The 22,318-nt window shown below is 35.8% G+C and carries 17 protein-coding genes, 2 tRNA genes, 1 riboswitch and 1 other annotated feature; of the genes, 18 read left to right on the top strand and 1 reads right to left on the bottom strand.

Annotation, left to right across the window (positions count from 1 at the left end; translation table 11 throughout):
* The first annotated feature begins 302 nt into the window (after positions 1-302).
* The 10 genes from hutH (at position 303) to AST02_RS08335 (ending at position 12,693) form a co-directional block, all read left to right on the top strand.
* On the top strand, positions 303-1,811 hold the full coding sequence (gene hutH / locus AST02_RS08380; protein ID WP_069817327.1) for a histidine ammonia-lyase: 1,509 nt from the start codon (positions 303-305) through the stop codon (positions 1,809-1,811).
* Between the two features lie 69 nt (positions 1,812-1,880).
* Positions 1,881-2,069: a binding site (T-box leader), on the top strand.
* A 67-nt stretch (positions 2,070-2,136) separates the two neighbouring features.
* A complete protein-coding gene (gene serS, locus AST02_RS08375) occupies positions 2,137-3,420 on the top strand; it encodes a serine--tRNA ligase (RefSeq protein ID WP_069817324.1) in 1,284 nt (427 codons plus the stop codon).
* A gap of 329 nt (positions 3,421-3,749) precedes the next feature.
* Positions 3,750-4,445: an AzlC family ABC transporter permease gene (locus AST02_RS08370; protein ID WP_069817322.1), complete on the top strand. Its 696-nt coding sequence runs from the start codon at positions 3,750-3,752 to the stop codon at positions 4,443-4,445.
* The gene (locus AST02_RS08365; RefSeq protein WP_069817320.1) at positions 4,442-4,771 is read left to right on the top strand and encodes an AzlD domain-containing protein; all 330 of its coding nucleotides are present in this window, start codon (positions 4,442-4,444) and stop codon (positions 4,769-4,771) included. The genes AST02_RS08370 and AST02_RS08365 overlap by 4 nt, the downstream gene beginning before the upstream one ends.
* Positions 4,772-4,899: 128 nt before the next feature.
* Positions 4,900-5,000: riboswitch (SAM riboswitch) on the top strand.
* Between the two features lie 60 nt (positions 5,001-5,060).
* Positions 5,061-6,029, top strand: coding sequence for a homoserine O-acetyltransferase MetX (gene metX, locus AST02_RS08360; RefSeq protein ID WP_069817318.1), 969 nt, complete (start codon positions 5,061-5,063; stop codon positions 6,027-6,029).
* 306 nt (positions 6,030-6,335) lie between these two features.
* Positions 6,336-7,262: a DUF2232 domain-containing protein gene (locus AST02_RS08355; RefSeq protein ID WP_176723020.1), complete on the top strand. Its 927-nt coding sequence runs from the start codon at positions 6,336-6,338 to the stop codon at positions 7,260-7,262.
* A gap of 14 nt (positions 7,263-7,276) precedes the next feature.
* On the top strand, positions 7,277-9,244 hold the full coding sequence (locus AST02_RS08350; RefSeq protein WP_069817314.1) for a DHH family phosphoesterase: 1,968 nt from the start codon (positions 7,277-7,279) through the stop codon (positions 9,242-9,244).
* Entirely contained in the window at positions 9,241-9,687 is a 447-nt protein-coding gene (rplI, locus tag AST02_RS08345; RefSeq protein WP_057511524.1) for a 50S ribosomal protein L9, read from the top strand. The genes AST02_RS08350 and rplI overlap by 4 nt, the downstream gene beginning before the upstream one ends.
* A gap of 30 nt (positions 9,688-9,717) precedes the next feature.
* Entirely contained in the window at positions 9,718-11,121 is a 1,404-nt protein-coding gene (dnaB, locus tag AST02_RS08340; RefSeq protein WP_069817312.1) for a replicative DNA helicase, read from the top strand.
* 288 nt (positions 11,122-11,409) lie between these two features.
* A complete protein-coding gene (locus AST02_RS08335) occupies positions 11,410-12,693 on the top strand; it encodes an adenylosuccinate synthase (protein WP_069817310.1) in 1,284 nt (427 codons plus the stop codon).
* Between the two features lie 108 nt (positions 12,694-12,801).
* On the opposite strand, the gene AST02_RS08330 is transcribed toward AST02_RS08335, so the two are convergent.
* Positions 12,802-14,016 (bottom strand): macrolide family glycosyltransferase, encoded by a 1,215-nt coding sequence (locus AST02_RS08330; protein ID WP_069817308.1) that lies wholly within the window; start codon positions 14,014-14,016, stop codon positions 12,802-12,804.
* Positions 14,017-14,304: 288 nt separating this feature from the next.
* Here AST02_RS08330 and AST02_RS08325 point away from each other — a divergent pair.
* From AST02_RS08325 to AST02_RS08290, 8 genes are all read left to right on the top strand, one after another.
* Positions 14,305-14,379 (top strand) — tRNA-Glu (locus tag AST02_RS08325).
* 7 nt (positions 14,380-14,386) lie between these two features.
* Positions 14,387-14,459, top strand: a tRNA-Asp gene (locus AST02_RS08320).
* A 235-nt stretch (positions 14,460-14,694) separates the two neighbouring features.
* Positions 14,695-15,156: a MarR family winged helix-turn-helix transcriptional regulator gene (locus AST02_RS08315; protein WP_069817306.1), complete on the top strand. Its 462-nt coding sequence runs from the start codon at positions 14,695-14,697 to the stop codon at positions 15,154-15,156.
* Between the two features lie 367 nt (positions 15,157-15,523).
* Positions 15,524-16,930 carry a DHA2 family efflux MFS transporter permease subunit gene (locus tag AST02_RS08310; protein ID WP_069817304.1) on the top strand — a complete coding sequence of 469 codons (1,407 nt, stop codon included), beginning with the start codon at positions 15,524-15,526 and terminating at the stop codon, positions 16,928-16,930.
* 427 nt (positions 16,931-17,357) lie between these two features.
* The gene (gene yycF / locus AST02_RS08305) at positions 17,358-18,059 is read left to right on the top strand and encodes a response regulator YycF (RefSeq protein WP_002506236.1); all 702 of its coding nucleotides are present in this window, start codon (positions 17,358-17,360) and stop codon (positions 18,057-18,059) included.
* 13 nt (positions 18,060-18,072) lie between these two features.
* Complete coding sequence (walK, locus tag AST02_RS08300) at positions 18,073-19,905, top strand: cell wall metabolism sensor histidine kinase WalK (RefSeq protein ID WP_069817302.1); 1,833 nt, start codon at positions 18,073-18,075, stop codon at positions 19,903-19,905.
* Complete coding sequence (locus AST02_RS08295) at positions 19,895-21,235, top strand: YycH family regulatory protein (RefSeq protein ID WP_069817300.1); 1,341 nt, start codon at positions 19,895-19,897, stop codon at positions 21,233-21,235. The genes walK and AST02_RS08295 overlap by 11 nt, the downstream gene beginning before the upstream one ends.
* Positions 21,236-22,015 carry a two-component system regulatory protein YycI gene (locus tag AST02_RS08290; protein WP_021339330.1) on the top strand — a complete coding sequence of 260 codons (780 nt, stop codon included), beginning with the start codon at positions 21,236-21,238 and terminating at the stop codon, positions 22,013-22,015. It begins immediately after the preceding gene.
* The last annotated feature ends 303 nt before the right edge of the window (positions 22,016-22,318 follow it).

The following is a 22,318-nucleotide window of genomic DNA, read 5'->3' as shown; positions in this document are numbered from 1 at the left end:
ACTTTAAAATCTTCAATTATGCATGCAAAATATTGCTGTCTATTGAAGTGTTTTTATTTTCGAAATTTTTAAGCTATTTTTTAATACAATAGAAAATAATAAACCCGCATTGCATTTAAGTCAATAGGTAAACTTGTTAAGAAATTATTAACTTTTCTAAAATAAAGATTAATGCTCCTTTACCCTATTAAAACAGTGATTTGATACCATGTTACGGATATGTCAAAAGCTATTGTTCTGCTGAAAATGTAAGCGTATACTCGAATTAATCGAATTAAATTCATAAGTAGGGAGATGGAGAAATGACATTACAATTAAATGGAGAAATGCTTACAATTGAAGATATCAAGAAATTTTTATACGAGAAAGATACGGTGGAAGTGACTGAAGAAGCTTTTGAACGTGTAAAGCAGAGCCGTCAAACAGTAGAGAATATTATAGCGAATAAAGAGACAGTCTATGGTATTACAACAGGTTTTGGTTTGTTCAGTGATGTGCGTATTGATGAAGGGGAATATAATCAATTACAAGTGAATCTTATCCGTTCTCATGCATGTGGTATGGGGGACCCATTTTCAGAAGAAGTGTCATTAGTGATGATGGTATTAAGATTAAATACCCTACTTAAAGGACATTCTGGTACTACAGTAGATTTAGTAGAACAGCTCGTATACTTCATTAATAATAGAATTGTGCCAGTAGTTCCTCAACAAGGCTCACTTGGTGCTTCTGGAGATTTAGCACCATTATCTCACTTAGCATTGGCCTTGATTGGAGAAGGTAACGTGTTTTACCAAGGCGAAGAGGTAGACAGTCGGTATGTCTTAAATAACTTGAAACGTAAACCACTAGAATTACAAGCAAAAGAAGGGCTAGCGCTAATTAACGGCACACAGGCGATGACTGCCCAGGGTGTAATTAACTATATAGAAGCAGAGAGTCTAGGCTATCAAGCAGAATGGATTGCTTCACTTACACATCAAGCACTCAATGGTATTACAGATGCTTACAATGAAAAGGTACATAAAGCACGTAACTTCCAAGAACAAATTGATGTAGCTGCGCGTATGTTAGATTGGTTAGAAGGTTCTGAGTTAACAACGACACAAGGTGAAGTACGTGTGCAAGATGCTTATACTTTACGCTGTATCCCACAAATTCATGGGGCAAGTTTCCAAGTGTTCAATTATGTTAAAGAAAAACTAGAATTTGAAATGAATGCTGCAAATGATAACCCACTTATATTTGATGAAGATGATGAAACACTAGTGATATCGGGTGGTAATTTCCATGGACAACCGATTGCTTTTGCTTTAGATTTCTTAAAATTAGGAGTCAGCGAACTGGCTAATGTTTCAGAACGTCGACTAGAAAGACTTGTGAATCCACAATTGAATAATGGCTTACCTGCATTTTTAAGTCCACAACCAGGTTTACAAAGTGGTGCAATGATTATGCAATATGCGGCAGCAAGTTTAGTTTCAGAAAATAAAACACTTGCACATCCAGCCAGTGTCGATTCTATACCGTCCTCAGCGAATCAAGAAGATCATGTATCTATGGGAACAATCGCTTCTCGTCACGGTTATATGATGGTTGAGAATGCACGACGTGTCTTAGCGATAGAGACGATTATTGCATTACAAGCTGTAGAATATAAAGATATTGATAAGCTATCACCAAAAACGTATGAAAAATATCAAACGTTACGCCAAATCATACCTTCAATTACAGAAGATAGACAATTTCATAAAGATATCGCAGCGATATCGCAATATTTACACGATACTGCGTATATGAATGAGATATAATAGACGTCAGCACTGTCACTCTTGAAAAACATAAGGTTATTTGCTATATTTAAAACAAGTTAATAAGTTATTGTTCGTAGGCTAAGTAGTATTAATTGTTTGATTTCAGAGAACTTGTGGTTGGTGTGAACAAGTAATCAACGTTAGTGTGAATCTACCTACTATGAGAAGAACAACCGGCTTTGGCCGTTATTTATGGAGAGTGCAGTCTAATTAGGCTGTTAAATAGGGTGGCAACACGTAGACCACGTCCCTTGTAGAGGGGATGTGGTCTTTTTTGTGTTATTATCCAAACATTTTTAAAAATTGAAAGGATGAATGCGATATGTTAGACATTAAATTATTCCGTAACGAACCTGATTTAGTTAGAGAAAAAGTAACAAAGCGTGGTATGGATGTCCAAGTAGTTGACGATATTTTAGCATTAGATGAAAAACGTCGCCAATTAATTAGCCAAGCTGAAGAAATGAAAGCGCAACGTAACAAAGTAAGTGGAGAGATTGCTCAGAAGAAACGTAATAAAGAAAATGCAGATGACGTTATTGCAGAGATGCGTAAACTTGGAGATGAAATTAAAGTCTTAGATGACGATTTAAACCAAACAGACAGAGATCTTAATAATAAATTATCTCGTATTCCGAATATAATTCAAGATGATGTTCCTGTAGGCGCGTCAGATGAAGAAAACATAGAACTTAAACGTTGGGGCACACCAAGAAACTTTGATTTTGAAGAAAAAGCACATTGGGATCTTGTAGAAGATTTAAAAATGGCTAACTTTGAACGTGGTGCTAAAGTATCAGGTGCTAGATTTGTCTTCTTAACTGGTGAAGGTGCACAATTAGAAAGAGCGTTAATGAACTATATGGTAACGAAACATACAACACAGCATGGTTATACAGAAATGATGGTACCACAATTAGTAAACGCTGATTCAATGTATGGAACAGGTCAATTACCTAAATTTGAAGAAGATTTATTCAAAATTGAAAAAGAAGGGCTGTACACAATTCCAACAGCTGAAGTACCGTTAACGAATTATTACCGTAATGAAATTATAGGTCCTGATGTCTTACCGGCTAAATTCACAGCACAATCAGCATGTTATCGTAGTGAAGCGGGTTCAGCCGGACGTGATACAAGAGGTCTGATTCGATTACATCAATTCGATAAAGTTGAAATGGTTCGTTTTGAAAAACCAGAAGATTCTTGGGATGCGCTTGAAGAAATGACAAATCATGCAGAAGCGATTTTAGAAGAACTTGTGCTACCTTATCGTCGTGTGAATCTGTGTACAGGTGACATTGGATTTGGAGCTAGTAAAACATATGACTTAGAAGTTTGGTTACCAAGCTATAATGATTATAAGGAAATTAGTTCATGTTCAAATATAACTGACTTCCAAGCGCGTCGTGCGAATATCCGTTTCAAACGTGATAAAAATGCTAAACCAGAATTAGTGCATACACTAAATGGTAGTGGGTTAGCAGTGGGACGTACATTTGCAGCAATCGTTGAAAACTATCAAAACGCAGATGGTTCTATTACAATACCAGATGCTTTAGTTCCATTTATGGGCGGTAAAACAGAGATCCGTCCTGTAAAATAAAATTAAATAAGTATGGCTAAAAGAGCGTAGCAAAGACCTTTGTTGCGCTCTTTATTTATATCGAGGTGGGGTAGGGGAGGGGTAAAATTAAGTGGATTTATAAAATTATGTAATTAACCTCAATGGTTTTTCATGTGGAAAATAACAGGTAAGTCTAAAGTATTTCATAAGATTCAGAAAAGTTTAAAACGTTGATAAATAAACTTTTTTAAAACAGAGGGTTGTCTTCCGTCACACAAACGGAATGCTAAAGTGATTGAATAAAACGCCTAATTTATATTAAACTTAAGCTATTGTTTTTAAAAATTGAAAATGAAAGGAGTGAGGTAATGGAAGCGCATGTAACTTTTAAGCAAGGTGTGAAAGAATGTGTTCCTACATTATTAGGGTACGCTGGGGTAGGGTTGTCTTTTGGAATTGTTGCTGTAGCCTCAGGATTTAGTTTGCTTGAAATTATCTTACTCTGCTTACTTGTATATGCTGGTGCTGCACAATTCATCATTTGTGCATTAGTCATCGCAGGTACACCGATTTCTGCGATTGTGTTAACAGCATTTATCGTAAATTCCAGAATGTTTCTACTAAGTATGACGCTTGCACCGAGTTACCAATCATACGGCTTATTAAATCGAATAGGACTTTCAACGCTTATTACAGATGAAACGTTTGGTGTAGCAATTACGCCACATCTTAAAGGAGAAAAAATTAACGATCGTTGGTTATATGGTTTAAATATCACAGCTTATTTGTTTTGGACATTTGCATGTGTTATTGGTGCTATATTTGGAAAATACATAAACAACCCAGAGACGTTAGGTTTAGATTTCGCTATTGCTGCGATGTTTATCTTTTTAGCTGTGTCACAGTTTGAATCAGTTCAACGCTCTCGCATCAAGACGTATTTTGTATTGATCATTACTGTAATTGTGATGATGCTTCTTCTAAGTCTCTTTATGCCGTCTTACGTGGCAATTATTCTTGCTTCTACGGTAGCAGCTGGACTAGGGGTGGTGATGGAACGATGACAACAACGACGCATATGCTTATTATTATTTTGCTTTGTGGTATTGTGACATGGTTTACACGGATTATACCGTTTTTACTTATATCTAAAATTAAACTATCTGAAAGAGTTGTAAAATGGTTGTCGTTTATACCAATCACGTTATTTACTGCTTTAGTTATTGATGGTTTGATTGAACAACAAGATGGCATGATGGGTTATAGCGTTAATGTGCCGTTTCTAATTACGATGGTCCCGACAATAGTGATTGCAGTTATCACACGTAGTTTAACAATTACAATCATAGGTGGCATTGTTATTATGGCTGCATTAAGATGGGTATTTTAATTATTTCATTGATGTAAATCATTTTATCCGTTAGAATGACAATAATTAGAAAATTCCGACATTTTTTAAAAATGAATGGATTGTTGGAACATCAATAGTAGTAATGTAGTGCAATACAATTAAAATAAATCTTATTCCGAGAAGCTAAGGGATTTGGCCCAATGATGCTTCAGCAACCGGCTAAATAAAGTACGGTGCTAAAACCAACGATATAGTCGAATGATAAGTAATTTTCAACTTCTTACTTATTGAATAGTGAGGAGTTTTTTTACTAAGTAGGAGGTAAGTCATGACGAATTATACGGTTGATACATTAGAATTAGGACCATTTACAACAGAGTCAGGAGAAACGATCTCAAACTTAAAATTACGTTACGAACATGTTGGATTGAAAGGTCAACCTCTTGTGGTCGTGTGTCATGCTTTGACAGGCAATCACTTAACATATGGCACAAATGAACAACCTGGATGGTGGAGAGGTATTATTGATGGTGGTTATATGCCGATTAATGATTATCAGTTTTTAACTTTCAATGTAATTGGTAGTCCATTTGGCTCTAGTTCTGCGCTTACGGATGAAGACTTCCCAGAACAACTGACTTTGCGTGATATTGTACGTGCAATTGAATTAGGTATTGAGCATTTAGGCTTTGAACGTATTAATATACTTATAGGTGGCTCTTTAGGTGGCATGCAAGCAGTAGAGTTATTATATAACCGTAAATTTGAGGTTGATAAAGCAGTTATACTTGCTGCTACACAGAGAACATCTTCATATAGTCGTGCATTTAATGAAATTGCGAGACAAGCGATTCATTTAGACCATGAACAAGGTATGAGTATCGCAAGACAACTCGGCTTCTTAACATACCGTTCGTCTAAAAGTTATGAACAACGCTTCTCGCCAGATCAAGTGGTTGCATATCAAAGGCACCAAGGCGATAAGTTTATGAAACACTTTAGTTATGCATGTTATTTAACGCTGCTTGACGTCTTAGACAGCCATGATGTGGATAGAGGGCGTGATGACGTGGACGAAGTGTTCAGTAGACTGGATACTAAGATGATGACGATGGGCTTTGCGGATGACTTACTTTATCCTGATGATCTTGTTTATGCAGTTGGCCAACGCTTCAAATACCATAAACATTTCTTTGTACCTGACAATGTAGGGCATGATGGATTTTTAGTTAATTTTAATGATTGGGCACCTAATTTATACCATTTCTTAAAGGTTTATAAAATCAAGCGTAAATGAGCGTGACTGTACTATAGAATGTTAAATTTAGGACGACACAGCAGAATCAGAATAACCAATAGGACCTACAAAGTAGACTGACTGCTTTGTAGGTCCTATTTTTTCTAGGAAAACACATGGAAATAGCTGTGATCTAGTGAAGTAATAGGGGATTTAGCTGTCTTAATATCAACTGAAAGGATGAATATTAGTTTATCTTCGAATAGTTGAATGTGTAGCGTATGTTTAACTTCTATAGAAATGAGTTGGCAATAATTGTATAAAAGTTTTAAAGAGGTTAAAATAAAAGTTATAGTCAAAAATAGTATGGGAGTGGCGAATTTGTTTTCAAAAATATATCCTAAGGCAACTATACTTAGTATAATCACGCTAGTCGTAGTAGCTTTAGCTTTACATATATTACCACCGCTTGGGCTTGTATTGAGTTTGTTTGCGACAATTCCAGGCATTATTTTATGGCATAAGTCTGTAGAATCATTTGGTTTAACAGCAGTCGTAACAGTTGTATTAACAACTTTATTAGGTAATATATTCGTATTAAGTATCATGGTCCTCGTACTCTTAGTGAGTTTCGTTGTTGGCCAATTATTAAAAGAACGTACATCTAAAGAGCGTATACTTTATATTACAACTACATACGTGAGTATGATCTCGTTAATTGCATTTATGGCATTACAAACATTTGATAAAATACCAACATCAACAACATTAATGAAACCTGTGAAAGATCAAATACATTATTATATTTCTAATGCAGGTGTTGGTTCAGATTATAAACAAATGTTTGAAGAAACTTTCCGTCAATTATCAGTTCAGTTACCAAGTTATGTAATCATTGCAGTATTTATACTTATATTAATCAATTTACTAGTTACTTTTCCAATTTTACGTAAATTCAAAATTGCTACACCAATATTCAAACCATTATATGCGTGGCAAATGAAGCGTTCATTGCTATGGATGTATATGATTGTCCTGCTTTGTGTTATGTTTACTGCCGAACCGAGTGCGTTCCAAAGTATCGTATTAAACTTCGAAATTGTGTTATCATTATGTATGTATATTCAGGGGTTAAGTGTGATTCACTTTTTCGGAAAGGCAAAATCAATGCCGCTCACACTTACTGTGATTTTAATGGCAATAGGGACAATTCTAATGCCACTTACACATATTGTAAGCCTCCTGGGTGTTATAGATTTATGTATTAACTTAAAACGTATCATTAAAAAATGATTTGAGGTGGAAAAATGAATCGTCAATCCACTAAAAAAGCCTTGCTCTTGCCATTTATCATAATGGCGCTCACAGCAATTGCGCTTGTTGTAATATGGTTCGTTTTCAACCAAATTATGGCAGGCATCGCTGCGATTGTCTTAGTGGTTATAATTATAGGGACAGTATTTTTGGTAAGACAAGCTTTACAAAAACTAGATAGCTATGTAGATGATCTGAGTGGTCATATTTCTGAAGGTAGCAACATCGCAATTAAGAATTTACCTATTGGGATGATTATCTTAGACGAAAATGAAAACATAGAGTGGATGAACCATTTTATGTCGGAACGATTAGATCGTAATGTCATTTCCGACCCAGTAAACGAAGTATATCCTAATATCTTAAAGCAATTAGAAAAAACACAAGAAATTGAAATTAAAGAAAATGAATACCATTATCGCGTTCGCTATTCTGAAAGAGAACATGTTTTATACTTCTTTGATATTACAGAAGAAATTCAGACGCAAGAATTATATGAAGAATCTAAACCGATTATCATGACACTATTCTTAGATAACTACGATGAAATCACTCAAAATATGAACGATACACAAAGATCAGAAATCAACTCTATGGTTACACGTGTAATCAGTAGATGGGCGACAGAATATAACATTTATTTCAAACGTTATAGTTCTGATCAATTTGTGGCGTACTTAAATCAACGTATTTTAAAAGATATCGAAGAATCTAATTTTAGTATTTTAAGTCAGCTCCGTGAAAAGAGTGTTGGTTACCGTGCCCAACTTACATTAAGTGTTGGTGTCGGTGAAGGTTCTGAAAATCTCGTCGACCTGGGTGAACTTTCTCAGTCAGGCTTAGATTTAGCGCTCGGTCGTGGTGGCGACCAAGTAGCGATTAAGAGCATGAATGGTAATGTACGCTTCTATGGCGGTAAGACTGACCCAATGGAGAAACGCACACGTGTAAGAGCACGAGTGATTTCACATGCTTTAAAAGATATCTTGATGGAAGGCGACAAAGTAATCATTATGGGACATACACGTCCTGATTTAGATGCGATCGGTGCAGCAATTGGTGTATCCCGTTTTGCAATGATGAATAATTTAGATGCCTACATTGTATTAAATGAATCAGATATCGATCCAACGTTACGTCGTGTCATGGATGCAGTAAATGAAAAGCCAGAACTAAAAGATCGTTTCATTACTTCAGATGAAGCATGGGATATTATGACATCTAAGACTACATTAGTCATCGTAGATACGCATAAACCTGAAATGGTCATTGATGAAAATATTTTAAATAAAGCAAACCGTAAAGTCGTGATTGATCATCATAGACGTGGTGAAAGCTTTATCTCTAGTCCATTGCTTATATATATGGAACCTTATGCAAGTTCGACAGCTGAACTTGTTACAGAATTACTAGAGTATCAACCGACAGAACAACGTCTGACACGTTTAGAATCAACAGTTATGTTTGCTGGTATCATCGTAGATACACGTAACTTTACATTGCGCACAGGGTCTAGAACATTTGATGCCGCAAGTTATTTACGTGCACATGGTGCCGATACGATATTGACTCAGCATTTCTTGAAAGATGATCTTGATACGTATATCAATCGTACTGAGTTGATTCAAACGGTGAAACTGCAAGAGAATGGGGTAGCAATTGCCTATGGCTCTAACGACAAAATCTATCATCCTGTTACAGTTGCACAAGCTGCCGATGAACTGTTAAGTTTAGATGGTGTAGAGGCTTCATATGTAATAGCGAGACGAGAAGATAATCTCATAGGTATGTCTGCCCGCTCACTTGGTGCAGTTAATGTGCAATTAACGATGGAAGCACTTGGCGGTGGCGGTCATTTAACAAATGCAGCTACACAAATGAAAGATGTGACTGTCGATGAAGCAATCGAAAAATTACAACAAGCTATAACAGAACAAATGAGTAGGAGTGAAAATTCATGAAAGTAATATTCACACAAGATGTAAAAGGTAAAGGTAAAAAAGGCGAAGTTAAAGACGTACCAGTAGGTTATGCAAATAACTTCTTAATAAAGAAAAATTATGCGGTGGAAGCAACACCAGGTAACTTAAAACAATTAGAACAAAAAAATAAAGCAGTTGAAGCTGAGCGTCAACAACAAATTGAAGACGCTAAACAATTGAAAGAACAATTAAGTAATATTGAAGTCGAAGTATCTGCTAAAACAGGTGAAGGCGGCAAATTATTTGGTTCAGTAAGTACAAAACAAATCACGCAAGCATTACAAAAACAACACGACATCAAGATTGATAAACGTAAAATGGACTTACCAAATGGTATCCATGCATTGGGTTACACAAACGTGCCAGTTAAATTAGACAAAGAAGTCGAAGGTACTATTCGTGTACACACAGTTGAACAATAATAACGGATTGAGATATGAGGTGTAATCGTAATGGATGGAATGTATGAACAAAATCAAATGCCACACAGTAATGAGGCTGAGCAGTCTGTCTTAGGTGCCATTATCATAGATCCAGAATTGATCAACACAACTCAGGAAGTATTACTTCCTGAGTCCTTTTATAGAGGTGCACATCAACACATCTTTAGAGCCATGATGAACCTCAACGAAGACAACAAAGATATTGACGTGGTAACAATCATGGATCAATTGTCACAAGAAGGACGATTGAATGAAGCGGGTGGTCCACAATATCTAGCTGAACTATCTAGTAATGTGCCAACCACACGTAACATTCAGTACTATACAGAAATCGTATTTAAACACGCAACCAAGCGTAAATTAATACAAACAGCTGATAGTATTGCGAATGATGGTTACAATGATGAACTGGAACTAGATGTAATACTAAACGACGCGGAACGTCGCATATTAGAATTATCATCCACACGTGAAAGTGATGGATTCAAAGACATTAGAGACGTACTTGGTGAAGTATACGAGACGGCAGAATTATTAGATCAAAACAGTGGTCAGACACCAGGTATTCCTTCAGGTTATCGTGATTTAGACCAGATGACAGCAGGGTTTAACCGCAATGATTTGATTATTTTAGCTGCTCGTCCTTCTGTAGGTAAGACTGCCTTCGCGCTTAATATTGCGCAGAAAGTAGCTACAAATGAACGTAATTATTCAGTTGGTATCTTCTCGCTTGAGATGGGTGCTGACCAATTAGCGACACGTATGATTTGTAGTTCGGGCAACGTCGATTCCAACCGATTAAGAACAGGTGCAATGACTGAAGAAGACTGGAATCGTTTTACAATTGCAGTAGGTAAGTTATCGCGTACGAAGATATTTATTGATGATACACCAGGTATCCGTATTACAGATATTCGTTCAAAATGCCGACGCTTGAAACAAGAACACGGCCTAGACATGATAGTGATCGACTATCTACAATTAATTTCAGGTAGTGGTTCACGTTTTTCAGACAACAGACAACAAGAAGTTTCTGAGATTTCTCGTACATTAAAAGCAATTGCCAGAGAACTTGAGTGTCCCGTAATCGCACTAAGTCAGCTATCACGTGGCGTTGAGCAACGTCAGGACAAACGACCGATGATGAGTGATATACGTGAATCTGGTTCGATTGAGCAAGATGCCGATATCGTTGCCTTCCTTTATCGTGATGATTATTACAATCAAGGCGAAGATGAAGAAGACGATGATGACACGAACTATGAACCACAAACGAATGATGATAATGGTGATATCGAAATTATTATTGCCAAACAACGTAACGGTCCTACAGGAACTGTGAAGCTTCACTTTATGAAACAATATAATAAGTTTACAGATATAGATTATGCCCATGCTGATATGATGGGTTAGAAAAAGATAAAATTAATTTTTCCGTACAATAATACAAATTTTTGTTTTATTGTACGGTTTTTGTTTGTATTTTATTCTTGAATCTTAATGTAAGTATGTATCTTTTTTTAATGTAAAATACAATGAAAACATTGGTGTTACTATGTTTATCACATTTATTGGAGCGTTTGAATATTGATGAGAATTAGAAAAATGACGAAAAATCAATGTTCGATTTTTGTTTGCAATATCGTTGTGGTATTGGTAGAATACTCATTGGTTAATTGAGAAAAACTTGGAGGTGCTCATATGTCATCAATAGTAGTCGTTGGGACACAATGGGGAGACGAAGGTAAAGGTAAAATTACGGATTTTCTAGCAGAACAAGCAGATGTTATTGCACGTTTTTCAGGCGGTAATAATGCGGGCCACACAATTATATTTGGTGGAGAAACTTATAAATTGCACTTAGTACCATCTGGTATTTTTTATAAAGAAAAATTATCAGTGATTGGTAATGGTGTAGTCGTAGATCCAGTTGCACTATTAAAAGAATTAGATGCTTTAAATGAACGAGGTATTTCAACAGATAATTTACGTATTTCTAATCGTGCACAAGTTATTTTACCTTATCACTTAAAACAAGATGAATATGAAGAAGAACGCCGTGGAGACAATAAAATTGGCACAACGAAAAAAGGTATCGGCCCAGCTTATGTAGATAAAGCGCAACGTATCGGTATCCGTGTGGCAGATTTATTGGACAAAGAAACATTTGCACAATTATTAAAAAATAACATTGAATATAAAAATGATTACTTCAAAGGTATGTTTGGCAAAGCATGTCCTACTTTTGATGAAATCTTTGAAACATATTATGCTGCAGGACAACGTATTGCACCTTTCGTAGTAGACACTGCTAAAGTATTAGATGATGCCTTTGTAGCAGAAGAAAAAGTATTATTTGAAGGTGCTCAAGGCGTTATGTTAGATCTTGATCACGGTACATACCCATATGTAACTTCAAGTAACCCAGTAGCAGGTAACGTTACTGTAGGTGGCGGTGTTGGTCCAACATTCGTATCTAAAGTTATCGGTGTATGTAAAGCATATACATCTCGTGTAGGTGATGGTCCTTTCCCAACAGAACTATTCGATGAAGATGGGCACCATATCCGTGAAGTTGGCCGTGAATACGGTACAACAACTGGTCGTCCACGTCGTATTGGTTGGTTTGACTCAGTCGTATTACGTCATTCTCGTCGTGCAAGTGGTATCACAGACTTATCAATCAACTCTATTGATGTATTGACTGGTCTTAAAGAAGTGAAAATTTGTACAGCTTATGAATTAGACGGCGTAGAAATTACTGAATACCCAGCAAACTTGAAAGACTTAAATCGTTGTAAACCAATCTTTGAAACACTACCAGGTTGGACTGAAGATATTACGGGTTGTCGTTCATTAGAAGAATTACCTTCAAATGCACGTAGATATTTAGAACGTATTTCTGAGCTATGTGATGTGAAGATTTCAATCTTCTCAGTAGGTCCAGACCGTAATCAAACAAACTTATTAAAATCTTTATGGTAGGAAAGTAATACCAAGTTAGGCTGCTAGTCTAATGATGAAAAAATACCTTGTAGCATTCACCATTAAGGGTGCGTCTACAAGGTATTTTTATTTATAAATAATTGTTATTTAATTGAATTGGCAAACTTTATTGCGAAAAGCGAGTATTTGATCTACTGCATATGCATAACCCGCTTCATCGACAGATTGCACGTTTTTTACTTTTTCGATATGTCTTTGATAATACATTTGATTTTCTAACATTTCTGATACAGCACAGCTTAATTGTTCAGGCGTAATGGCCTCAGCATCAATGTGATGACCTAAATTTAAGTCTGCAATCTGTTTAGCTACCATAGGTTGGTCTGCGCTCTGTGGGAAGGCTAGCATTGGCACATTCATCATCATAGCCTCGTTCGTGCTATTCATGCCCGCATGTGTTAAGAATAACGCTGTATGCTGTAATAACTCAGTTTGTGGTACATAGTTTTTAATTATAAAATTATCCGGTACCTCATCGAAATCGTTGAGATGATTTGTTTCACCGATAGAAACGACGACTGATGCATTGATGTCTGCTAATGCTTTAAAACATTTATTGAAAAAAGCGATATTTTGATTAAAAATAGTTCCTAAAGAAATGTAAATGATTGGTCGTGTTTGATCAATGTCATCCATAAATCCAGAGGGTTGCGGTTGAATGACTGAAGGACCAGTAAAGACATAACGTTGCGCATCAAACAGGTCATAATTCATTTGGAAACCTTTCATTACATAACATAAGTTAAAATCTCCAGGATTATTCATCACTTCAAAGCGTGAAGGCACCTCAACGTTATATGTAGATTCAAGATGTTGTTTCAATTCATTAAATGTTTCATCTGCTTGTTTAATTTCATTGTCATCAACCATTGTTGTTAATTTTTCTGTAAATGCATTAAAACTTTGATTACTATGTGCAAATGATGTAATAGAAGATATTGAAGGGATATTTAATTTTTGGGCAATGATATGACCACAACTAAACATAGAATCGTGAATCATATAATCATAATGCTCATCTTTCGTTTCTTCTAAAATTTGAGGCACAATGATATCCGCAGTTTTCAATAAACCGTTCATTACGTTATATAAATGATGTTGACCATAAGATCTAAAACGATCGAGTATAGCATCAGTAGGTAACGTGCGTACTTCTACACCTGTACCAGCTAATTTCTCTTTATATTTATCGCATATATAATAAACGACGTTTTCACCGCGTTCAACGAGTTCTTTACATACTGCAATAGTTGGATTAAAATGTCCGGGTGATCCTGAGTTGATAAATAATACGTTTGCCAAGGATAAAGCCTCCTAATATATTTTATTACACAAGTTTAGCAAAAAGTTTTGAAAACAAAAAAGATTTTAAGTTGAATAGTTTTGTTTTAAAATATAAATTATTTACATGGCATTGAATCAATTTGAAGTTTTTTGCATTTTCATTAATGGCTTTATAGCAGTTTTTTCAAAATAAATCTTAAAATACTAACTTTATACAATTAATATAGAAAATTATACTAATAAAATTAAAAAAAGAGCTTGTCTTCCTTCTAGAGACTTGGTATAATTTAACTTGTGCTTAAGACAGGCTCCTTGGTCAAGCGGTTAAGACACCGCCCTTTCACGGCGGTAACACGGGTTCGAGTCCCGTAGGAGTCACCATTTTTTAGGTCTCGTAGTGTAGCGGTTAACACGCCTGCCTGTCACGCAGGAGATCGCGGGTTCGATTCCCGTCGAGACCGTATAATGCCCATCCAATAGGATGGGCATTTTTTATTATCATTTGATTATACTAGTGTTATTACATATAGAAGCTATAAAATGAGCTTAATTTGAATTTGATAAAAAAATTGCTTATGATAAATGAGCATATGGTAGACCAATATCAATATTCAGCATAAACATAACGAGATGTCCCAGTGACGATGAGCATTTATTGGCATAGCATCATATGAAATTAATGTGAGGAGTGTAAGTATGGCAAATGATAAAAGTATAGAGGGATTGGATCTCATAGATTTAATTAGTGAACGCCACAGTGCGCTTAGACAAACCTTGGAATCCACAACTTCAGAGCAAATACAAGATGTTCACTTTAGCAGCTCAGAATGGTATCTGATTGATAAAATCAATTATGAGAAACCAACTTTTGCCGAACTTACTAGAAAAATTCATCTTACACGCCAAGCTATTCATAAAGCGATTAAACAATTAGAGCACAAAGGTGTCGTTCAAGTTGAAGCTGTGCCCAATAATAAAAAAGAAAAATGCGTAAACTTAACTACACTAGGTCTGCAGTGTTTTGAACAGTATGTAGAACATAAATTACAACTCGTCTCGCATATAGAAACAATGATTGGTAGTACACAGTTAGAGCAACTTAAACAAGTACTACAGCAAGATTGGCATTTAGAAGATATTGAAATAAATACTAAATAGATGCTTAAGTATCAGGCAATAGAAGCAATTGTTTGATGCTTAATTTTTTTGATAATAAATTCGTCAACTAGGTTGACATTAATTTAAAAAATTTGGTACAGTAAGTAAGTTCATATTGAGCGGACGTTGTTTGTTATCATCATGATTTAAATTATTTCCTGGGTGATACTAAACCGATGTTCAATTTATATAGACTAAAATGAAATGGAAATATAGGAATAAGTAGTAAAGCGTGGAGATGAATTTAATAAAAATGAGTGACAAAGCACGATTGCTATACACTTGAATATGTACTTCAAGGCAACACTCACTTTATTATCTCTTAATTATACTTATACTTCGTTTACCATAAAAAGGAGTATATCAAATGGCAACACAAGTAATAGTGAAAAATCCAAAAATGTACGCACTCGTATTAATGATTGGCGGATTTATGGGTTTGTTTAGTGAAACAGCATTAAATATGGCTTTAACAGATATCATGGCTGATTTTCAAGTTTCAGCAGCAACTGTACAATGGTTAACAACAGGTTATTTACTCGTCATGGCTTGTTTAGTTCCTGCATCTTCGTATTTAATCAAATGGTTTAATACAAAGTCATTAGTTATTACAGGCATATTATTATCTTTATTAGGCGTTATCGTAGGCGCACTTGCACCTAACTTTGGTTTGTTATTGTTAGGACGTATTATACAAGCATTAGGTACAGGTATTTTGTTACCGATTATGATGACCGTACTGATGTTAATCTTCCCAATTGAAAAACGTGGTGCAGTGATGGGTATTATGGGACTTGTTATCACAGCAGGTCCAGCACTGGGGCCGACGTTATCAGGTATTATTATTTCAGCATCAAGTTGGCACTTCATCTTCTGGATTAGCGCAATTTTATATATTGTCGTATTATTGATGGCATTTTCACATGTTGAAAATGTTGGTGAAATTACGAAACCTAGAATTGATATTTTATCGATTTTCTTATCGACGATTGGTTTCGCAGGACTTGTATTCTCACTAAGTTCAATGGCAGAAGCGGCGTTTACAGATGTAATCGTTTGGTTACCATTATTGATTGGTATCATTGGATTAGCAATCTTCATCGTGCGTCAGTTTAAAATCGATTCACCGATGCTTAACCTAAGCGTATTTAAGTACCCAATGTTTATATTAGGTGCGGCAATGGTATTCATAACGATTTTATGTATATTATCTACAGGTATTTTATTACCACTCTATTTAAAAGGTGCGCTATTATTTAGTTCTGTTGTCGCTGGTTTAATCTTATTACCGGGTAACGCAGTGAACTTAGTATTGTCACCGGTTATAGGATCGTTATTTGATCGCTTCGGCGCGAGATACTTTGGTATTATAGGCTTCGTACTTATGTTTATCTCAGCAATCTCATTTGCGTTCATGATTTCAGCGTCTACACCTGTATGGGCAATCATTCTCGCATTCATGGTGCTATTCTTTGGTATATCCATGGTTATGATGCCAGCACAAACCAATGCTTTAAATCAGTTGCCACATCAACTTTATGCAGATGGTTCAGCAACGATTACGACATTAATTCAAGTAGGCGGTTCTGCTGGTACAGCGATTGCCATTACAATTTATACAACGGCAATGAAGTCATTCGGTTCAACTAACCCAAATGCTGCACAAGAAGTTGTACTAGCACACGGTGTCCAATATACCTTCTTCTTTATAGTAGGTTTAACAATAATTGGATTTATACTGTCTCTATTTGTTAAAAAAACGAAAACAATCTAAAAATAATAAGTGATACATATAAATAAGCGACGTATACATGTAGAAATTACAGCGAATGAATCATTATCCGCTGTAACCTAAATACATGACCCGTTACTTCATATATGTATCACTTTTTTTGATTTTGGTATGGATGGATGTATGCGTATTACATGCTTCTTAAAATGGAGCTTAAATGTAGGTTGTATATGGCTTATAGGCAAGAAGTTCGATTGATACGCTGATATTGTTTACACTTGATGCATCTATGATTTATCGATAAGTACCCATTTAATACGAACAATGTTATAATTTTACAATATACAAATATAATTTTCTATTTAGAAAAATAGAATTAATAGGTTATAAATGGTAAATTATACTAGAGAGAAAGACGTAGAATTTTTAAAAATGAACGTACTACAATTTAGAAATGAGGTTTATAAATATGGCTAGAAAAGTTGTTGTAGTCGATGATGAAAAACCAATTGCTGATATTTTAGAATTTAACCTAAAAAAAGAAGGTTACGAAGTATTTTGTGCTTACGACGGTGACGATGCAGTTGATTTAATATATGAAGAAGAACCCGACATCGTGTTATTAGACATTATGTTACCAGGACGTGACGGCATGGAAGTATGTCGTGAAGTACGTAAAAAATTCGAAATGCCGATTATTATGCTTACAGCAAAAGACTCAGAAATTGATAAAGTATTAGGTCTTGAGCTTGGCGCAGATGATTATGTAACAAAACCGTTTAGTACACGCGAATTAATCGCACGTGTGAAAGCAAACTTACGTCGTCATTATTCACAACCAGCACAAGAAGTAGACAATGCATCCAATGAAATTTCTATTAAAGACATTGTTATTTATCCAGATGCATACTCTATCAAAAAACGTGGCGGGGAAATTGATTTAACACACCGTGAATTCGAATTATTCCATTACTTATCTAAACATATGGGTCAAGTAATGACACGTGAACATTTATTGCAAACTGTTTGGGGTTATGACTATTTTGGTGACGTGCGTACAGTAGACGTAACAATTCGACGCTTACGTGAAAAAATCGAAGATGATCCATCTCATCCAGAATATATAGTAACTCGTCGTGGCGTTGGATATTTCCTCCAACAACATGACTAGGGGACGCTTATAAATGAAATGGCTTAAATATTTTCAGTCTTTACACACGAAACTTGTTATTGTCTATGTGTTGCTCATTGTAATCGGTATGCAAATTATCGGTTTATATTTTACCAATAGTCTAGAAAAAGAATTAACACAAACATTTAAAAATAATATTTCGCAATACGCGAAACAAATCGAAATTAATATAGAAAAAGTCTATGACGAAGACAATTCGGTTAATGCTCAAAAAGAAGTTCAAAACTTATTAAATGAGTATGCGAATAGACAAGAAATAGAAGAAATCCGCTTTATTGATAAAGATCAGATTATTATGGCCACTTCAAAGCAGTCTACGCGTAGTCTAATAAATCAAAAAGCGAACGATAACTCTATCCAAAAAGCCTTATCTTTAGGCGAAATTAATAGCCATACGGTGTTAAAAGATTACGGTAACGGCAAACAACGTGTGTGGGTATATAACTTACCAGTTAAAACATCGAACGATGGAACAATAGGTAACGTCTATATCGAAGCGGATATTAACGATGTATTTAAACAACTTAGCAGCATCAACCAAATCTTTATCGTGGGTACAGGGATTTCCTTATTAATTACTGTCATCCTTGGTTTCTTCATTGCGCGTACGATTACGAAACCTATTACAGATATGCGTAACCAAGCCGCAGAGATGTCTAAAGGTAACTATACGCAACGCGTAAAAATATACGGTAACGATGAGATTGGTGAGCTGGCACTTGCCTTTAATAATCTATCGAAACGTGTACAAGAAGCACAAGCGAATACCGAAAGTGAGAAACGTCGTTTAGATTCAGTTATCACCCATATGAGTGATGGTATTATTGCGACCGATCGCCGTGGTCGTGTACGTATTGTTAACGATATGGCATTGACGATGATGGGCTCACTAAAAGAAGATATTATCGGAGACTACATGTTAAACGTCCTTAAATTAGAGGAAGAATTCTCTTTAGATGAAATTCAAGAGAATAATGATAGTTTCTTATTAGATATTAATGAAAACGAAGGCATTATTGCACGTGTGAACTTTAGTACAATCGTTCAAGAAACAGGATTTGTGACAGGTTACATTGCCGTACTACATGACGTTACAGAGCAACAACAAGTAGAACGTGAACGTCGTGAGTTCGTAGCAAATGTTTCACATGAATTACGTACACCACTGACATCTATGAACAGTTACATCGAAGCGTTAGAAAGCGGTGCTTGGGAAGATAAAGAACTTGCACCACAATTCCTATCCGTAACACGTGAAGAAACAGAACGTATGATACGTCTCGTAAATGACCTCTTACAATTATCTAAAATGGATAACGAATCCGATCAAATTACGAAAGAAATCATAGATTTTAATATGTTTATCAACAAAATTATTAACCGTCATGAAATGTCCGATAAAGAAACGACATTTGTTCGTGAAATTCCTAATAATACGATTTTCACAGAAATCGATCCAGACAAAATGACACAAGTATTTGATAATGTCATTACCAATGCGATGAAGTATTCTCGCGGCGATAAACGTGTAGAGTTTCACGTGAAACAGAACGCGTTATACAATCGTATGACGATACGTGTGAAAGATAATGGTATTGGTATTCCGATTAATAAAGTAGATAAAATCTTTGACCGTTTCTACCGTGTGGATAAAGCACGTACGCGTAAAATGGGTGGTACAGGCTTAGGCTTAGCCATTTCCAAAGAAATTGTTGAAGCACATAATGGTCGCATTTGGGCAAACAGTGTAGAAGGACAAGGCACATCAATCTTCATTACACTGCCATGTGAAGTACTAGAAGATGGTGATTGGGATGCGGAGTAAAGAGTTAATCAAATCCATCATCCTATACCTTTTAGTATTAATGAGTGTTGTGCTGACATACATGACGTGGAACTTTTCACCAGACTTAGCGAGCGTAGATCAACAAGATAGTAGCAATAAAGATGCGAAAGCGAATACGATAGGTAAACCGCTTGAGCAAGGCATGAGTAAAGTTGTTGCCCCTTATCAAGTCATTCACTCTAATGGTGAAGATACAGAAGGTATGGAAGCGACACGTGGCAACGTCGAAGAGACGATTAGTCCCTTGAAAAACCAACGTGTATTACATGCCGAACAAATGCATAGTAATCATAATTTGATTATTCCAGACTTAAGCGATGAATTTTTAGTACTGGATTTCAGTTATGACATGCCACTAGCAACCTATTTAGGCCAAGTATTAAACATCGATGCCAAAGTACCAAATAACTTTAAATTCGACCGTTTATTAATTGATGACAATGAAGATGGCAAAGTTAAACTCTATGCTGTTAGTAAAGATCGTCATAATGTCGTACGTATGACGACGACGGCGAAGATCAGTTCATTTGCTAAACAAATGAAAGCACAACAGAAAAGTATGAAGCCATATACAGAGATTATTACGAATAAAGATACCATCGATAAGGCTACGCATATCTTTGCACCGAAGGCACCTAAAGGTTTAAAATCATACCACACGATTTATAATCGCATTAGTGTCGATACGATGAATTCTATACTCTTCAATGACTCTGTAGTCGTACGTAGCACGAAAAGCGGTACAGCGACATACAATAACAACACGGGCGTCGCCAACTACAGTGAAGATAATGAAAAATATCGTTACACGAATCTCTCAGAAGATGAGGATCGTTCAACAAACATGCAAGACAGTATTCCAAGTACTTATGATTACATCAACAATCATGGTGGCTTTACAGACGATTACAGACTGTTCAGCACAGATAATAAAGGCGGCGAACTAACATATCAAATGTTCTTAAACGGCCGTCCAACCTTCAATGATGACGACTTAAATAATATTAAAGTCTCATGGAGCGACAAAGGCGTCTTCAGCTATGCACGTGCATTGTTAAAATCAAATGTCACGATAGACAGCGGTGAAGACGAAATAGATTTACCAGGTGCTGAAACAGTCCGTTCAGAACTGGCAAATAATCCTGAAATCGACTTTGAAGAAGTAACAAACATGACGATTGGTTACAACATGGAACACAAAGATGACGGTAGCGACATCGAAATTCAACGTAATAGTGAATTCAAACCACAATGGTATGTAGAGTATAAAGGCGAATGGCATGCATACAACGATGGGGGGCTAGAATAAATGAACTGGAAACGCGCAAAAACATTATTTATTATCGTATTTATTCTAGTCAACATTAGCCTGATTATTATCTACGTGGATAAAGTGAATAAATCACAAATCAGCGATAGTGAAGACGAAAATGCAGTGAATTTTAAACAAGAAGAAATTAAAATTCCAGAAAACCTCCCAAGTGTGAATGGTTTGAAAATGCAATTACTGACAGCAAGATCGAATGACTTCTCATCTTATGCGAAGACACGTCCAAGTATTACAAGCGAGCATTCAGGCGCAGTAGCTAAAGGTGATATTAGTGACCCAATTAACATCAGTAATGATCAATTCACCGACCTCAAATCGTATGTCAAAGGCAGCGTCTATAAAGGTGAAGATTACGAAATGAGCCATATTGATGATGAAAAAGTTACCTTTGAACAGACATATAATGATTATCCAATTATGAATAATAGTAGAGCGAAATTGGAATTTAACGTTGAAGACGGCAAAGCTTCAAGTTATGAACAAACTGCTATGAAATCTATCGAGCCTTCAGAAGGTACGAATAACGATAAAAAGCAAGTGAACACAGCACGAAGTGCCATCGAGGACCTTTACTATAATCGTTATCTTAAACGCAACGACGAAGTAACCAATGCACGACTAGGCTACTATACTGTTGTTAAAGAGCCGAACGTTCAAGTGCTTGAAGCCAACTGGGAAATCAAAGTAAAACACGGTGACAAGATTAAAACATACTATGTCGAAGCCGTAGCAGACAGTCCGAAAATTATTGAAGAATAATCTTGTGGATAACTGTGGATAAGTTGAGAATGAATTAGGCACACCTTTTGAGTAAGGTGTGTTCATACTGTTGACAAAGTCTCCGACTTTGTTGGCAGTTTTTTTATGCACGCTTTCCGCGGGACTGCCTTAGTCTGTAGTCTTCGACTCGTGTTGTTTCCTCAGGCGTCTCGTCCAAATTTTTACAAAGTTACGTATAATTATTAAATAACTTTTTAGAACGTGATTAATGGAAATTAAAAGATAGATAAGCATCTAAATAAACAATTTGGACATGCTGAAAGCTAAAAGTATGTTAAAATT

Origin of the sequence: Staphylococcus equorum (genome assembly GCF_001747895.1) — a bacterium.
Classification (GTDB): Bacteria; Bacillota; Bacilli; order Staphylococcales; family Staphylococcaceae; genus Staphylococcus; species Staphylococcus equorum_A.
This window is presented reverse-complemented; position numbering and strand designations above follow the sequence as displayed.

What these genes read in the sequence shown, in the direction of transcription:
- hutH (WP_069817327.1), top strand. Translation starts at nt 303, where the DNA reads ATGACATTACAATTAAATGGAGAAATGCTTACAATTGAAGATATCAAG.
- serS (WP_069817324.1), top strand. Translation starts at nt 2,137, where the DNA reads ATGTTAGACATTAAATTATTCCGTAACGAACCTGATTTAGTTAGAGAA.
- AST02_RS08370 (WP_069817322.1), top strand. Translation starts at nt 3,750, where the DNA reads ATGGAAGCGCATGTAACTTTTAAGCAAGGTGTGAAAGAATGTGTTCCT.
- AST02_RS08365 (WP_069817320.1), top strand. Translation starts at nt 4,442, where the DNA reads ATGACAACAACGACGCATATGCTTATTATTATTTTGCTTTGTGGTATT.
- metX (WP_069817318.1), top strand. Translation starts at nt 5,061, where the DNA reads ATGACGAATTATACGGTTGATACATTAGAATTAGGACCATTTACAACA.
- AST02_RS08355 (WP_176723020.1), top strand. Translation starts at nt 6,336, where the DNA reads ATGGGAGTGGCGAATTTGTTTTCAAAAATATATCCTAAGGCAACTATA.
- AST02_RS08350 (WP_069817314.1), top strand. Translation starts at nt 7,277, where the DNA reads ATGAATCGTCAATCCACTAAAAAAGCCTTGCTCTTGCCATTTATCATA.
- rplI (WP_057511524.1), top strand. Translation starts at nt 9,241, where the DNA reads ATGAAAGTAATATTCACACAAGATGTAAAAGGTAAAGGTAAAAAAGGC.
- dnaB (WP_069817312.1), top strand. Translation starts at nt 9,718, where the DNA reads ATGGATGGAATGTATGAACAAAATCAAATGCCACACAGTAATGAGGCT.
- AST02_RS08335 (WP_069817310.1), top strand. Translation starts at nt 11,410, where the DNA reads ATGTCATCAATAGTAGTCGTTGGGACACAATGGGGAGACGAAGGTAAA.
- AST02_RS08315 (WP_069817306.1), top strand. Translation starts at nt 14,695, where the DNA reads ATGGCAAATGATAAAAGTATAGAGGGATTGGATCTCATAGATTTAATT.
- AST02_RS08310 (WP_069817304.1), top strand. Translation starts at nt 15,524, where the DNA reads ATGGCAACACAAGTAATAGTGAAAAATCCAAAAATGTACGCACTCGTA.
- yycF (WP_002506236.1), top strand. Translation starts at nt 17,358, where the DNA reads ATGGCTAGAAAAGTTGTTGTAGTCGATGATGAAAAACCAATTGCTGAT.
- walK (WP_069817302.1), top strand. Translation starts at nt 18,073, where the DNA reads ATGAAATGGCTTAAATATTTTCAGTCTTTACACACGAAACTTGTTATT.
- AST02_RS08295 (WP_069817300.1), top strand. Translation starts at nt 19,895, where the DNA reads ATGCGGAGTAAAGAGTTAATCAAATCCATCATCCTATACCTTTTAGTA.
- AST02_RS08290 (WP_021339330.1), top strand. Translation starts at nt 21,236, where the DNA reads ATGAACTGGAAACGCGCAAAAACATTATTTATTATCGTATTTATTCTA.